The 14,018-nt window shown below is 41.7% G+C and carries 11 protein-coding genes and 1 tRNA gene; all 12 read right to left on the reverse strand.

Annotated features, from left to right (window positions below):
* Positions 1 to 30 precede the first annotated feature (30 nt).
* Positions 31 to 957: a bifunctional riboflavin kinase/FAD synthetase gene (locus BWR56_RS05190; RefSeq protein WP_049505881.1), complete on the reverse strand. Its 927-nt coding sequence runs from the start codon at positions 955 to 957 to the stop codon at positions 31 to 33.
* A gap of 143 nt (positions 958 to 1,100) precedes the next feature.
* Positions 1,101 to 4,640 (reverse strand): chromosome segregation protein SMC, encoded by a 3,540-nt coding sequence (gene smc, locus BWR56_RS05195; protein ID WP_049505882.1) that lies wholly within the window; start codon positions 4,638 to 4,640, stop codon positions 1,101 to 1,103.
* Positions 4,631 to 5,329 carry a ribonuclease III gene (gene rnc, locus BWR56_RS05200; protein ID WP_049505884.1) on the reverse strand — a complete coding sequence of 233 codons (699 nt, stop codon included), beginning with the start codon at positions 5,327 to 5,329 and terminating at the stop codon, positions 4,631 to 4,633. The genes smc and rnc overlap by 10 nt, the downstream gene beginning before the upstream one ends.
* Positions 5,330 to 5,518: 189 nt before the next feature.
* Positions 5,519 to 5,590 (reverse strand) — tRNA-Arg (locus BWR56_RS05205).
* Between the two features lie 67 nt (positions 5,591 to 5,657).
* Positions 5,658 to 6,644: a GMP reductase gene (locus BWR56_RS05210; RefSeq protein WP_049505886.1), complete on the reverse strand. Its 987-nt coding sequence runs from the start codon at positions 6,642 to 6,644 to the stop codon at positions 5,658 to 5,660.
* A gap of 170 nt (positions 6,645 to 6,814) precedes the next feature.
* Positions 6,815 to 8,119, reverse strand: coding sequence for an McrC family protein (locus BWR56_RS05215; RefSeq protein ID WP_049505888.1), 1,305 nt, complete (start codon positions 8,117 to 8,119; stop codon positions 6,815 to 6,817).
* A complete protein-coding gene (locus BWR56_RS05220; RefSeq protein ID WP_049505890.1) occupies positions 8,106 to 9,758 on the reverse strand; it encodes an AAA family ATPase in 1,653 nt (550 codons plus the stop codon). The genes BWR56_RS05215 and BWR56_RS05220 overlap by 14 nt, the downstream gene beginning before the upstream one ends.
* Positions 9,759 to 9,921: 163 nt before the next feature.
* Positions 9,922 to 10,701, reverse strand: coding sequence for an L-threonylcarbamoyladenylate synthase (locus BWR56_RS05225; RefSeq protein ID WP_000160519.1), 780 nt, complete (start codon positions 10,699 to 10,701; stop codon positions 9,922 to 9,924).
* Between the two features lie 24 nt (positions 10,702 to 10,725).
* Positions 10,726 to 11,319: a 3-isopropylmalate dehydratase small subunit gene (leuD, locus tag BWR56_RS05230; protein ID WP_000410645.1), complete on the reverse strand. Its 594-nt coding sequence runs from the start codon at positions 11,317 to 11,319 to the stop codon at positions 10,726 to 10,728.
* 9 nt (positions 11,320 to 11,328) lie between these two features.
* Positions 11,329 to 12,711, reverse strand: coding sequence for a 3-isopropylmalate dehydratase large subunit (gene leuC / locus BWR56_RS05235; protein ID WP_000907570.1), 1,383 nt, complete (start codon positions 12,709 to 12,711; stop codon positions 11,329 to 11,331).
* Between the two features lie 3 nt (positions 12,712 to 12,714).
* Complete coding sequence (locus BWR56_RS05240; RefSeq protein WP_076984583.1) at positions 12,715 to 12,984, reverse strand: DUF1294 domain-containing protein; 270 nt, start codon at positions 12,982 to 12,984, stop codon at positions 12,715 to 12,717.
* Positions 12,981 to 14,018 (reverse strand): 3-isopropylmalate dehydrogenase, encoded by a 1,038-nt coding sequence (leuB, locus tag BWR56_RS05245; RefSeq protein WP_076984584.1) that lies wholly within the window; start codon positions 14,016 to 14,018, stop codon positions 12,981 to 12,983. Before leuB ends, BWR56_RS05240 begins: the two co-directional genes overlap by 4 nt.

The raw sequence follows: 14,018 nt of genomic DNA on the forward strand, positions 1-14,018 counted from the left end.
TACCGTCTCTTTCGAATTGATAGCAAACTCTTACTCTCCATCCTTCCAGTTTCGAGCAATCCCTTCGTCTTTCTGGAGTTGGTCTACCAGTTCCTCTACGGAGTCAAATTTGACCATATCGCGAACACGGTCCAGCCAGTAGACCATGACTGTCTCACCGTAAATATCGTCTGAAAAGTCGAAAATATTGACTTCAAAGCGTGGTTCTTCACCATCAAAGGTAACATTTTTCCCAACACTTGCCATTCCACGATATCTCTGACGTTGCACTTCGATATCGACTACGTAAACACCGTCTGCTGGCATGTAAGTTCGGTCTCTTAGGACCAGATTGGCTGTTGGATAACCAATAGTACGCCCACGAGCATTTCCATGAACGACCATCCCACGAGATGGGAGCGGTGTGCCGAGCAGATGATTGACTTCCTTTACATCTCCATCAAGAATTGCCTGACGAATCCGTGTAGAACTAATCTTGCCCTTTTCGTCTTCGACCGGAGGAACAATGATGATCTCTCCATCAAAATAATCCTTCAGGTCATCCGCGGTTTTCTTATCTGAACCAAACGTGTAATCAAATCCCGCTACGATAATCGCTGGTTTTAAAGCTCGAACATAGGTATCAAAGAATTCCTGCCCTGTTAGATTGGCAAATTTGCTACTAAAGTCGAGTAAGAATAGAGCCTCTACTCCATGCCATTTCATCTTGTGCTCCCGTTCTTCGTGATTGACGATATGGAGCATGAGTTCAGGTTGGTAAGGTTGTAAGGCAAGTTTTGGCGATTCTGTAAAGGTCATCACGACAACTGGCAGATAATCCTTCATAGAAGCCTTACTGGCCACTTCAAAAAGTTTCTGATGTCCCTTGTGGATGCCATCAAAATAACCTAGTACAAGGACTGTTTTCCCTGGTACTGCAATATCTTTTTCGTTCTTAATAGGTACTGTTGTAATCATGAAACTATTATATCATAGAGAAAGTCTTTTCGCTAAGAGGAAATCCCAAATGTTGTTTTTTGCACCTGAACTGACCGTAAGAGAAAATTTAGCACTTTAGTTTAAAAAAATAGCACCTCCTAAGAGATGCTATCGTTTGGTAACTAGTCTACTATTTCTTCTAAATCTTTTAACTTAACCGAAACAATTTTAGATACACCTGATTCTTGCATGGTAACTCCATAGATAGAGTCCGCTGCCGCCATCGTCCCCTTACGGTGGGTTACGACGATAAACTGGCTATCCTTGTCAAAGCGGTTGAGGTAATCCCCAAAACGTTTGACATTGGCTTCGTCCAGCGCCGCCTCTACCTCGTCCAAGATGACGAAAGGAATAGTCTTAACTCGGATGATTGAGAAGAGCAGAGCCAGAGCAGATAGGGCTTTTTCACCACCACTCATGAGGTTGAGAGATTGGATTTTCTTACCTGGTGGTTGAACAGAAATCTCCACACCAGCTGTTAAAAGATCGCCCTCAGTCAATATCAAGTCTGCCTGACCACCGCCAAACATCTGTCTAAAGGTTACTTTAAAGGACTCACGAATAGCCTCAAAGGTTGATTTGAAGCGCTCCTTAACCTCATCATTCATCTCTGTGATGGTCTCAAGGAGCAGGTTTTTCGCAGACAAAATATCATCTCGTTGACTATTGAGGAAGTCCAGACGGTTGTGAACTTCTTCGTACTGGTCAATAGCATCTAAGTTGACAGGACCCAGTGAGCGAATAGCCTTCTCTAAATCCTTAACCTCTTGCTCTGCCAGAGTGAGATTTTCCAGTTCATGCGCTTTTTCTAGAGCCTCATTATAGCTGATCTGGTACTGGTCTGTTAATTGAGCTTGTAGATAGCGCAAGCGTTCGCTGACCTTTTCTTTCTTAGCTTCAGCACGTGTTTGTTTGCGAATCCACTCTTCATTCTGCTGACGAGCTTGATCCAAATGGCTGGCAATATCATCCAGCTGGCCTTCGATATCATCCAACTCAAACTGCTTGCGAATCAAACCTTGTTGGAGGTTTGTTTTCTGAGTTTTGGCCTCTTCCGCCTGCTGACTTAGCAGATCCGTATCAACCTTCTCAAGATTATCAACCTTTTCCTGGAGAAGGCGCTGAATTTCCTCTTGCTCGATATCCAGATTATCCAGTTCCTTGCCTAAGCGTTCAATATCAGTAACTTCGTACCGCTTTTGTCCTTGCAGTTCTGACTTAAGCAAGCGTGCTTGCGCTACTTGTTCCTGCAAGTTTTGATAGCGTTCTTGAATAGCGTTTTTGTTAGACTTAATTTCTTCAATCTCAGCTTCCAGATTTTGCTTTTCACTGGAGATAGTAGCAAGGCGCTCTTGGCATTTTTCCTTATCCGCTTGCCAATCTCCTTCAGTAAGGCGATTTAATTCCTCTTCTTGAAGTTTCCAAAGAGTTTCCAGTTCTTCGACCTGCTGATTGGTTTGTTGATAAGCAAGGTACAAGCCTTGCTCCTGAATACGAGCTTGCTCACCCTGAGACTTGATAGCTTCTAATCTTTCTGTCAATCTAGCCATCTCATCTTGCAAGATCTTCAAACTCGCTTCTTCTGACCGCAAGTCAGCTTCTTCCTCAGCAATTTCTTTTTGTAATTGCTCCAGCTCTGGCTTGATGAAGATACTGTTATTTTGACGATTGGCCCCCCCCGCGTAGGAACCACCTGTGCGCAATTCGGTACCATCAAGCGTCACCATACGAACCTGATAGCGAACTTGACGAGCTGCCGTACGCGCATGTTCTACAGTATCAAAAATTGCTGTCGTAGCTAGCAAGTTCTTGAAAATGGCTTCTAATCTCTTGTCAAACGACACCAAGTCATCAGCCATGCCCAGAAATCCTGGACTTGCAGAGATAGCATCTTGATTCTGACTAGAAATCGTACGAGCCTTGATAGTCGTCAGTGGAAGAAATGTTGCACGACCAGCTCTGTTACGTTTTAGGAAATCAATTGCCTTGGTTGCCGCATGTTCATCTTCCACAATGATATGTTGACTACTAGCTCCAAGTGCAATCTCCAATGCAGTTTGATAATGAACATCAAAGGTCAAATGTTCACTGACTGCACCAACGATCCCACCAAGGCGGTCTTTTTCTTGGAGAACACTCTTAACGCCCGCATAAAAATTACTATGATTTCTTAGGATGTTTTCCAAACTCTGGGCTCTAGCCTGCTTGTTTTTGAGACTGTCCAGACGGTCAAAGAGTTGGCTCTGCTGGGCTTGGTAAGAAACTTTCTGCTCCTCTTGTTCCTTGGCACTAGCTTGGTAGTCTGCCAATAATTTCTGAACCTGCTCCTTGGCAGTTTCAAGCTCGTCTTTTTGCTGACTAGCCTTCTCTTTAGCTGTAGCCAGTTGTTCTTTCAATTTCTCAAGTTGATCAGCTTGTTTTTGAGATAGTTGACGGCTGTTCTCCAACTCATTCTCGATGCGGGTCAACTGGTTTGAGACATCCGCTTCTTCTTGTAAAAGGGCCACAAAACGTTCACGCAGGAGCTCAATCATCTGGTCAGGATCATCTGAAAAAGCCAACAACTCCGCTTCTAGGCGATTGAGTTCCTTATTATTTTCAGCTAGACTTTCCTCTAACTGTTCCAAGTTCGCTTCTTTTTCAGCCTTTTCCTTACTTAGAGCCTTTCTCTTATCTTCCAAAGCAGTCAAACGGGCTTGCGCTTCTTGTTGATTAAGGGCAACTTGCTCGGATTCCAGTTTGGATAGGGCTAGTTTTCGCTCTAAGTCACTGATCAAACTGGTCAAATCCATCAAGCTTCCTTGATCCTTGGTCATTTGAGCTTGGAAATCCTGGCGTTTCTTTTTAAGACTTTGATTTTCCTCTTCTAACTCTTCACGCTTTTGGTAATAGCTAGTCAAGAGTTCCTGAACTTGCGTTAGCTCTTCTTCTGTTAGCTCTAGTTCAGCCTTATTTTCCTTGATTTGGGCAACCAGTACATCCAAGTAAATTGCCTTGCGTTGACTATCCAAGTCGAGAAACTTGCGAGCATTCTCGGCTTGTTTTGCAAGGGGCTTGATTTGATTGTCCAACTCGTAGATAATGTCTTCTAAGCGGTCGAGATTGTCTTGAGTTTGTTGCAGTTTGCTTTCTGTTTCTTTTCGACGAGTCTTGTATTTTAGAACTCCAGCAGCTTCTTCAAAAATAGCTCGGCGTTCTTCGGGCTTGGAGTTAAAAATTTCCTCAACCTTCCCTTGGGAAATGATGGAGAAGGAATCCCGTCCCAAACCGGTATCCAAGAAGAGGTCATGAATATCACGCAAGCGCACTTTCTTGCCATCAATTCGATACTCGCTATCTCCACTACGGTAAATATGACGCTCTACCTTAATGACTTGCCCCGCATCCTTGATAAAACCATCTTCATTGTCCAAGGTCACGATAACAGAGGCATAATTGAGTGGCTTACGACTTTCGGTCCCAGCAAAGATAACGTCGGGCATCTTACCACCACGAAGACTCTTGACACTAGACTCACCCAAGGCCCATCGCAGACTTTCTGTGATATTCGACTTCCCAGAACCATTGGGCCCAACGACAGCTGTCACACCTTGGTCAAAGACGACCTTGGTCTTGTCAGCAAAGGACTTGAATCCCTGAATCTCAATTTCCTTTAAATACATGAATCCAGCCCTTTCTCAACTGCATTTTTTGCGGCCTCTTGTTCTGCCAATTTTTTAGAACGGCCTTGACCTTTTCCGATACTCTTGCCCTCAACCATAACTTCTACATCAAAAACTTTATCATGGGCAGGCCCCGTCTCAGAGGTCACCTGGTAGCGAATATCCACATCGCCATTAACCTGGAGCAACTCTTGCAGGTGTGTCTTGTAATCCTTAATCATTTCAAAGTCACCTGCTTCAACCTTGGGAATCATGATCTGATAGATGAACTCTTTTACTCTAGCAACATCCTTGTCCAAAAGCAATGCTCCCAAAAAGGCTTCAAAGGCATCTCCAAGAATGGTGTCACGATTGCGCCCACCAGACTTTTCTTCTCCTTTTCCTAGCTTGATAAACTGATCAAACTGGCAATCACGCGCAAAACCAGCCAAACTCTCCTCACGGACAATCATAGCACGGAGTTTGGACAAATCTCCCTCTGGTTTCTTAGGATATTTTTTATACAGATATTCTGAAATCAATAATTGCAGAACAGCGTCTCCTAAAAATTCCAAGCGCTCATTGTGTGAAATTTTTAAGAGGCGGTGCTCATTGGCATAACTCGTATGAGTAAAGGCCGTTTCCAGTAAGTTTTTGTCTGCAAATTCGATTGCAAAACGCTTCTTTAGTACAGTTTGTAATTCTTTCATACCAACCTCTTTCTAACTGATAACAGTCTCTTTTATTATATCAAAAAAAGCCCCCTGAGTCACTTTAAAACGGGACTAGAGGTAGAGGGGGGTTAAGCATTTTTTAGAACAAACTTTTCAATTTTAGGAGCAAACTTGGGGCGAGATAAAGAAAAAAGCCTTATTTAAGGCTTTCATAGGCTATTTACATCCACCCTGAGGGAATCGAACCCCCATCTCAAGAACCGGAATCTTACGTGATATCCATTACACTAAGGGTGGAAACTTGTCTTATTATAACAGAAATTTGCTCTAATAACAAGTTTTTTATGGGTAGACTATCCATCCATTAGTGGGATGCATCCCCGTTCCAGATAGAGTTTTTCACGATAACATAATCAACGTGTTTGAGATCGGCAACTTTTCGTCCACCTGCGTAGGAAATGGCACTTTGCAAGTCCTGCTCCATCTCAGTAAGGGTATCTTGCAAGTGTCCTTTGGCAGGCAGTAAGATGCGCTTACCTTCCACATTTTTATAGGCTCCTTTTTGATATTGAGAAGCTGAACCATAGTATTCTTTGAACTGTTCGCCATCGACTTCAATCGTCTTTCCTGGGCTTTCGATATGTCCTGCAAATAGGGAACCAATCATGACCATGCTGGCACCGAAACGGATAGACTTGGCAATATCACCATGAGTACGAATGCCACCATCAGCGATGATCGGTTTGCGAGCAGCCTTAGCACACCAGCGAAGGGCAGCCAATTGCCAGCCACCTGTACCAAAACCAGTCTTGACCTTGGTGATACAAACCTTACCAGGACCGATGCCAACCTTAGTAGCATCCGCACCGGCATTTTCCAATTCACGAACAGCTTCTGGTGTCCCCACATTGCCAGCAATGACAAAAGTATTTGGTAATTCTTTCTTAATGTGTTGAATCATAGAAATCACGCTATCCGCATGACCATGAGCAATATCAATCGTGATATACTCAGGAGCATCAGCCTTGAGTTGGCTAACAAAGTCATACTCGTAATCCTTGACACCAACAGAAATGGAAGCAATGAGCCCTTGATCGTGCATACACTTGATAAAAGGAATGCGCCCCTCTTCATCAAAACGGTGCATAATGTAAAAGTAACCGCCTTTAGCCAGTTGCTCTGCTACGTTCTCATCCAAAATCGTCTGCATATTTGCTGGTACAACAGGTAGTTTGAAAGTGTGATTTCCAAGTGTGACACTTGTATCCGCTTCTGCACGACTTTTAATGACACATTTATTTGGGATCAACTGAATATCTTCGTAATCAAAAATTGGAAATTCATTTAACATATCGATGTCTCGTTTCTTTTGTAATGACCTACCTATGCTTGCGCATCTCTACGTCTTTTTCCGACGTTTCCTTAATTAATTATAAACCAAAGTACAGTTTTTGTCAAATATTTTCAATTATAAAACAATAATGTTCGGTTTTTATAATTCAAATATAAAAAGTGAGGAGATTAGTTTCTCCCCACTTCCTTATCAATATTTCTTTTAAAAATTGCTTCGGAGCTTTCCATCATTTCACAAAATTCATTATAAGATGAAGCATTCTGAGGAATATGGATAGACAATTTCTTCAACAAAGCTCCATAACCTGCTAGCTTTCCTATCTCATTATCAACAACCTTGTGCTTGCTCGGAAAAACAAGTCCAGCTTTCTCAGCTTTTATAATATAAGAATAGGAAATCAACTGGAACAAGTCCTCACGATTGATTCCTTTTTCAGTAAACTCCAGTTTCTTATATTTAGCATCTAAAACAGTCTTTCGTTCTCTGTCATAAAAATCTGGATATACCTTTCGTTTCCCAACAGAAAATACTGAAATTCCATCCGTCTTATCTTTATTTCGTGGATGAATGAAACCTTTTGGCAACAAGCTGTGAACATACTCTTCCCAAAGCCAGGCAACATCAAAGAGAATACCATGTACCCTTTGAGATTGAGGGCCAAGACCATGCTTTTCTCTACTCAGAATCATCAAGCAGAGTTCCTGTAACTTTCTGTACTCTCTGAAGTAGGCGTGTCGGATGGGTTTCGTTTTATTCATTCTGATAATCTTGGCACGATCAGCTAGTTTATAAGCTGGAGTTGCACGGATAATTTCAGCTATATTTTCACGATTACTATCGAGTAGTGCTCCAAAACTTTTTTGAGTCTTTATGTACTCAATCGTATGCCGAATCAATTGCATGAGTGGATTATCATAGGTAAACTCTCTTGTTGTATAGGCAACATTTCCCATAAAAGGAACATTTCTCTTAAGATGATTTCCTACATCTATCACTCCCTGTACATGACTGTCGTTATAAGAAAATCTCTGGTATTCCTTATAAAGACCTTTTCTGAGAGCAGCTTGTAAATACTTGGGAAAGAGGTAAACCAAGAGTTGATAGAGTTTATCTTCAGGAGATAAACCGACATCCAAACTAGTCAGATTGATATTGAGAACCTTTTGTAAAAGATAATGCAAAAAATGGTCATTACTTTCATCAGAAAAACGAGAGGCAATCGTTAATCTTTCCTGACCATATCCAAGAAAACCAATCACATTCCCAGTCTTAATTTCCTGATTGAACGTTTCAAAGATTTTTTGATCCCTTTCTAAGTCAGAAGAATTCTTTAAATCATTTGGGAAAATAAAGATACTGTCCTCTATAGAAAGGTTATCCAGTGTTCTATCAAGAAGGGCTTGACTTAGTTTGGGAAATTCTGCGACAAAATCTTCTCTAGCAATTTTATAATGATTATCAGTTATCCGCATTATCATCACCAGTATCTTGCTGAACTGTTTGCTCGTTATTTGTCAGGTCAAATGCTTTTTTCAACGTATCCAGAGTTTCGGCCTCCTCATAAGAACCACGTAAGTAATCTTCCAATAGAGGTTTGAGGTAATCAGACCAGAGTAACTCATAGTCAAAATCCACATCCTTCAACTTAAGGAAATAACTTGGTCCGATATGATAATGACTATTTAGCTCTTGAACGTTTTCGATAGCAGCATTCAAGTTTCTTAGACGAAGTTTTGCTTCTTCGGCTTTATCACCAAGCACCTCATCAAGCATACCAACTTGACTCTCGGCAGTAACTTCAACAAAACGGAAACGACGACGCATAGCAAAATCAAAGGTATCCACTGATCGGTCAATATCATTCATAGTTCCGATGATATAGACATTTTCAGGGATATAAAATTTCTCATCAGTCTCATGTAAATTAGCATATTGGGTAGAAACACTTCCCTTTTCACCACGATAACCAGGGTCAATAGAGAAAAAGAGTTCACCAAAAATCTTTGAAATCTCTCCACGATTGATTTCATCGATGATGAAAACGAATTTCTTGTCTGTGTCAATTTCTGTTGGAGAAATATAATCTTTCAGACCAAATCTTTTCTTTAAAGTTTCTAGGACTTTTTTTCCTTGATTACGATAATAGGGCTGTTTCAGATATTTTTCATCTTTATAGAGTTCATAAACATAAGATTTTGTTAAGCAAGTTCCTTGGGCTTTAGTTTCATAATTGATATTAAAATTATTTCTACTATTTACTGTGAGATAGGAAAATTCTGTCAAATATTCTTTTTCATCTCTGCTATTTACATATTCAAGATAAAGATCCCACGCTTCCTCAAAATTATCTTGGCCTCCAGTTTTTTGAGCTTCTTTAGCCTTCTGACAAAACTTCTTAAAAATGCCGTCCTGCAAGCCAAAGTTAATCTGTCCATCATTTACCAGGATTGGTCTCAACCCCTCTACAAAATCCGTATAATCATAGGAAGGGTGAAACTGTACAAATTCGATTTGGTCTTCGTTGCCACCCGTTAATTCTTTGGCAATTTCTTTAGCAAGATAAGTTTTTCCTGTACCAGGTGCACCACGGAGGATGAGGTTTTTGGATTTTCTTAATTTATCTAAATAATCGTTAATATTTTTATTCATAACAACTTTCTCTATATTTTTTCTGTATGTACCATTTAGAATGGATTTATATAAATTGATACGTTCTGAATTTCTATCCCAGTTGATGGTTTGTCTTGTACCTTTTTTACCTTGGTATTCCCATCCACCATCTACTTTCAACCAATTAACACCAATACAATGTTTAAACTCTGTTTTTGTTTCATCAAAGTAATATGTTTTCACACATTGTCCAATACCTAAAATTTTGTTAAATCCTGAGGTAGCTATTATATAATCATTTATTTTTATGTCATGCGCAAACTTCCAAATAAATAAATTTCTCTGCTTTCCTTGCTTCAATTCTTCAGGATTATTGTAATCTAAAATATTAGATAAATTAGAATCAAAATCTATACAAGCTATACTCTCTTCTTTAAATAAAGACCAAACTTTTCCACCTCCTCCTGCAACTATCATCCAATAATTTAATTTTTCTTCCATTTTGTAGCTCCATTTTCATATTATAGGCTAGTTAGTATTTAATATTTCAAAACCCTATTTCATATATAGAATATCATATCTATATAAAAAAGAAAAGAACTTCTAAAAAAAGCCCAGCGTTAGGAGCTTCAATGACTCTTAACACTAGACTTCTTTTTTTATCTTAGTAATACTCTCCCTGACGGTAGTCCCATGAGTTAAAGGTGTCTGACAGGTGCATCATGATTTTATCAATGTCAAGCCCTTTGCGGATAACGACTGGTGCTGGTGAGGTTGAACGTGCTCCACCTTGTTCTGGGATGAGTTTTCCGTCCTTATCGACCATAGACACCATCACACCTTGCTCGTAGCGAGTTTCGATTGTTTTGTCCGGTTGGATGGATGCCACATAGTCGTCTGCCTCGATGACAAGGTCCACTGCTCCTTCTATACGTTCTCCGATACCTTCCACCTTACCGCGGTTTCCTTTTCCAGATGGGTTAGCTGATGAGGCGTAGACCATTTTACCTTCTTCCCAAAGTTTGGCAGCCAGTTGTTCACCAGCTTTACCAAACTTGATGACAAAACAGCTAGTACCACGCACGTCAGTCATAAGTTCTTCACGGCCATCACCGTATGCTTTGAGTTTCTCAAAGGCTTCTGGTTTCCAAGGAAGGATACAACCTAGAAGAATGTCTTCGTCCCAATGTTTTTGGTAGAAGGCTTCAATTTCTGAGTTGAGTTGTGCTAAAGCGCGTAGCTCGTCCATGCTACCACAAAGTACAACACCTGGTTTGTTACGGTTACGCTCTTTAGCTTCAAATTTGCGTTCAAGACCTGCCTTATCGCTCGTCATGATAATGTAACCAACTTTTGTGGGGCAAACGATACATCCGCCCTCACCTTTTAAGATTTCATAGCCTTCTTGTGAAAGTGTTCCGTTCCATTGAATGTGTTTTGTCATAATTCTATTTCCTTTTCTATTTTTCTAATCCTGCCAGTAGGCTGGTCGTTGTTTTTCATAGGCAGCAATCAAGTCTTCATACTGCAAAGTAATGCCGATATCATCCAAACCATTTAAAAGCTTGTGTTTCCATTCACTATCAATTTCGAAAGTGAATTCTCCAACTGGTGAGATGATTTTTTGTTGTTCCAAGTCTACAGTTACCTGGTCGGTCGGTTTGAGTTGAGCTAGCTTTTCTCTAACCTCCCTAGGCTGAACAATAGGCAACATGCCATTATTGAGTTCATTATTGTAATGAATGTCCCCAAAAGATCCTGCAATCACGACTTTGAAACCATAGTCAGCTAGAGCCCAAGCTGCGTGTTCCCTCGAAGACCCTGCCCCAAAGTTATCCCCTGAGATGAGGATAGTGGATTTGCGGTATTCTGGTCGGTTAAAAACAAAGTCTGGATCCTCAGTGTAGTTATCGTCCAGATAACGCCAAGCATACATGAGGTACTTGCCAAAGCCTTTCTTATCAATCAACTTGAGAAACTGCTTGGGTAGGATTTGGTCGGTGTCGATGTTATCATTCATGAGAGGAACGGTCGTTCCCGTATAAACTGTAAATTTCTCCATATCCTCTCCTTACTGGGCTTCTGGCATCTGTCGAACATCTACGAAACGCCCTGCGATAGCTGCTGCTGCTGCCATGGCTGGACTGCAGAGATGAGTCTTAGCGCCAAATCCCTGTCTATCTTCAAAGTTGCGGTTACTGGTTGAGGCACAGTGGACCCCATCAGGGACCTTGTCAGGATTCATCCCTAGGCACATTGAGCAACCAGGGTCTCGCCACTCAAAGCCAGCGTCTAAGAATACTTTATCCAAGCCCAATTTCTCCGCAGCTCGTTTGACAGGACGAGAGCCTGGAACCACGATAGCAGTTAAGTTAGGAGCTATTTTCTTCCCTTTGACAAATCGCGCGGCCAGTTGTAAATCGCTGAGACGAGCATTGGTACAAGACCCGATAAAGATATAGCCTAGTTCAATGTCCGCTGGCTTTTGACCAGGCTCCAAGTCCATGTAATGATAAGCTCGCTCATCATTCATATCCTTAATTTCTGGAAAACTACTGTCAAAGTCGACGCCCATAGCAGGATTGGTTCCCCAAGTCACCATAGGAGCCAAGTCTGAGACATCCATCCGGATAACCTTATCATAAACAGCATCATCATCGCTGACAAGCGTCTTCCAGTCAGCAACCGCCTCCTCAAAAGCTTCAGGAACGCATTCCCGTCCCTTGAGATAGTCATAGGTAGTCTGATCTGGATTCATAATTCCCATCTTAGAACCAAACTCGATGGACATATTGCAGATGGTCATTCTCTCTTCCATGGTCAGTGCATCAATTGCTTGTCCACGATATTCCACCACATAGCCAACACCACAGGCAACGCCGTACTTGGCAATTAAGGCGAGAATGTAATCCTTAGAATAAACTCCTTTTTGAGGAACACCAGTGAATTCTACCAGCATTTTCTTGGGTTTGACCTGCCAGAGGGTCTGGGTAGCAAAGACATGCTCGACCTCACTGGTTCCAATCCCAAAAGCGATAGCTCCGAAAGCTCCGTGAGTAGCTGTGTGGCTATCTCCACAGACGATGAATTTTCCTGGTTGCGTCCGTCCTGTTTCTGGACCTACCATGTGAACGATTCCCTGCTTTTCAGAACCGTGGGCAGCATGTTCAATTCCAAACTCCTCAACATTTTCAGCAAGCTTATCAATTTGTGCTTTAGAAATGACATCTCGAATATCGTAGATATTGACAGTTGGTACATTGTGGTCAAAGGTCCCAAATGTCAAGTCTGGTCGTCTCAATCTGCGGCCTGCATCTCGTAATCCTTGAAAAGCTTGGGGACTAGTCACTTCATGAATATAGTGCTGGTCCACATACATGAGTTGGGGCTGCCCTTCTTCTCCTGTGATGACATGACGGTCCCATAATTTATCAAAAATCGATTTTCCTGCCATCCATTACCTCCAAATAAAATATAAGGCTACTAGTGTGATTACCATCCCGAGAAACCAAACTGTTTTAAAATACCATTTTCTAGTCTTGTGGTGAAAGGTGATTCCTGCCAACCAGGCACCGAAACCACCACAAGTAAGGGCTAAAATGAGTAAGATTTTCTCTGGGACGCGCCAAGCACCTCTTCTTGCCTTGGATTTGTCAATGCCATAAATCAAGAAAACCAGCAAATTCCAAATCAAAAGGGCAAGCGTGATTCCTTCATTTATCTTCATAATCTTTCAATGATGGCTTCTGTCATTTCCTTGGTCAAAGCCTGTCCTCCAATATCTCTTGTTAAAATGCCAGCCGCTAAACTAGCTTCAACAGCACGCTCGATACGCTTCGCATCCTCACAACGTCCAAAGCTGTCTCTCAGCATCATGGCAACTGACAAAATCATAGAGATAGGATTGGCAATTCCTTGACCTGCAATATCAGGTGCCGAACCATGAATAGGCTCATAAAGACTTGGCCCCTTTTCAGAATGACTGGCTGATGGCATAACACCAAGAGTGCCTGATAGAACGCTTGATTCATCAGATAGAATATCTCCAAAAAGATTTTCCGTCACGATGACATCAAACTTGGCAGGATTGGTAATCATAAGCATGGCAGCCGAGTCCACCAACTGGTGTTCCAAGGTCACATCTGGGAAATCCTGCGCGACTTCCTCAGCTACTCTGCGCCAGAGTTTTGATGTTGCTAGAACATTTTGCTTATCGATACTAGTAACGAGTTTTCTCCGATTTCTTGCAATTTCAAATGCCTTGCGAATAATCCGCTCTACTTCTTCGTAGCTGTAGTCGTTGATATCACGCGCTTGTCGCTCTTCAAGGATATGATCTCCAAAGTAAATCCCACCTGTCAACTCACGTACCACGACAAAGTCTACACCAGCAATTCGTTCCGGTTTGAGAGGTGATAAATGCTTGAGACTGTCAAAAATCTTAACAGGTCGAATATTGGCATAGAGATTGAGTTTCTTCCGAAGAGCCAGCAAGCCTTGTTCAGGCCGAATAGCTGCACCATCATACTGGGGACTACCGATAGCCGCAAGGAGAATAGCATCTGCTTCTCTACATGCCTTGAGGGTTTCATCAGGTAAGGGATGCCCCGCAGCATCAATACCTGCACCTCCAAAGGGGCATCTGTCTATTTCATAGTCAAAACCTGTTTTTGAAGCTAGAGCTTCCAGAACCGCTAAACCAGCTTCCATAATTTCTGGACCGATTCCATCCCCTGCTAAAGCTACTATTTTCTTTGTCAT

The organism is Streptococcus oralis (assembly GCF_001983955.1).
GTDB lineage: Bacteria > Bacillota > Bacilli > Lactobacillales > Streptococcaceae > Streptococcus > Streptococcus jiangnanensis.

What these genes read in the sequence shown, in the direction of transcription:
- BWR56_RS05190 (WP_049505881.1), bottom strand. Translation starts at nt 957, where the DNA reads ATGATTACAACAGTACCTATTAAGAACGAAAAAGATATTGCAGTACCA.
- smc (WP_049505882.1), bottom strand. Translation starts at nt 4,640, where the DNA reads ATGTATTTAAAGGAAATTGAGATTCAGGGATTCAAGTCCTTTGCTGAC.
- rnc (WP_049505884.1), bottom strand. Translation starts at nt 5,329, where the DNA reads ATGAAAGAATTACAAACTGTACTAAAGAAGCGTTTTGCAATCGAATTT.
- BWR56_RS05210 (WP_049505886.1), bottom strand. Translation starts at nt 6,644, where the DNA reads ATGTTAAATGAATTTCCAATTTTTGATTACGAAGATATTCAGTTGATC.
- BWR56_RS05215 (WP_049505888.1), bottom strand. Translation starts at nt 8,119, where the DNA reads ATGCGGATAACTGATAATCATTATAAAATTGCTAGAGAAGATTTTGTC.
- BWR56_RS05220 (WP_049505890.1), bottom strand. Translation starts at nt 9,758, where the DNA reads ATGGAAGAAAAATTAAATTATTGGATGATAGTTGCAGGAGGAGGTGGA.
- BWR56_RS05225 (WP_000160519.1), bottom strand. Translation starts at nt 10,701, where the DNA reads ATGACAAAACACATTCAATGGAACGGAACACTTTCACAAGAAGGCTAT.
- leuD (WP_000410645.1), bottom strand. Translation starts at nt 11,319, where the DNA reads ATGGAGAAATTTACAGTTTATACGGGAACGACCGTTCCTCTCATGAAT.
- leuC (WP_000907570.1), bottom strand. Translation starts at nt 12,711, where the DNA reads ATGGCAGGAAAATCGATTTTTGATAAATTATGGGACCGTCATGTCATC.
- BWR56_RS05240 (WP_076984583.1), bottom strand. Translation starts at nt 12,984, where the DNA reads ATGAAGATAAATGAAGGAATCACGCTTGCCCTTTTGATTTGGAATTTG.
- leuB (WP_076984584.1), bottom strand. Translation starts at nt 14,018, where the DNA reads ATGACAAAGAAAATAGTAGCTTTAGCAGGGGATGGAATCGGTCCAGAA.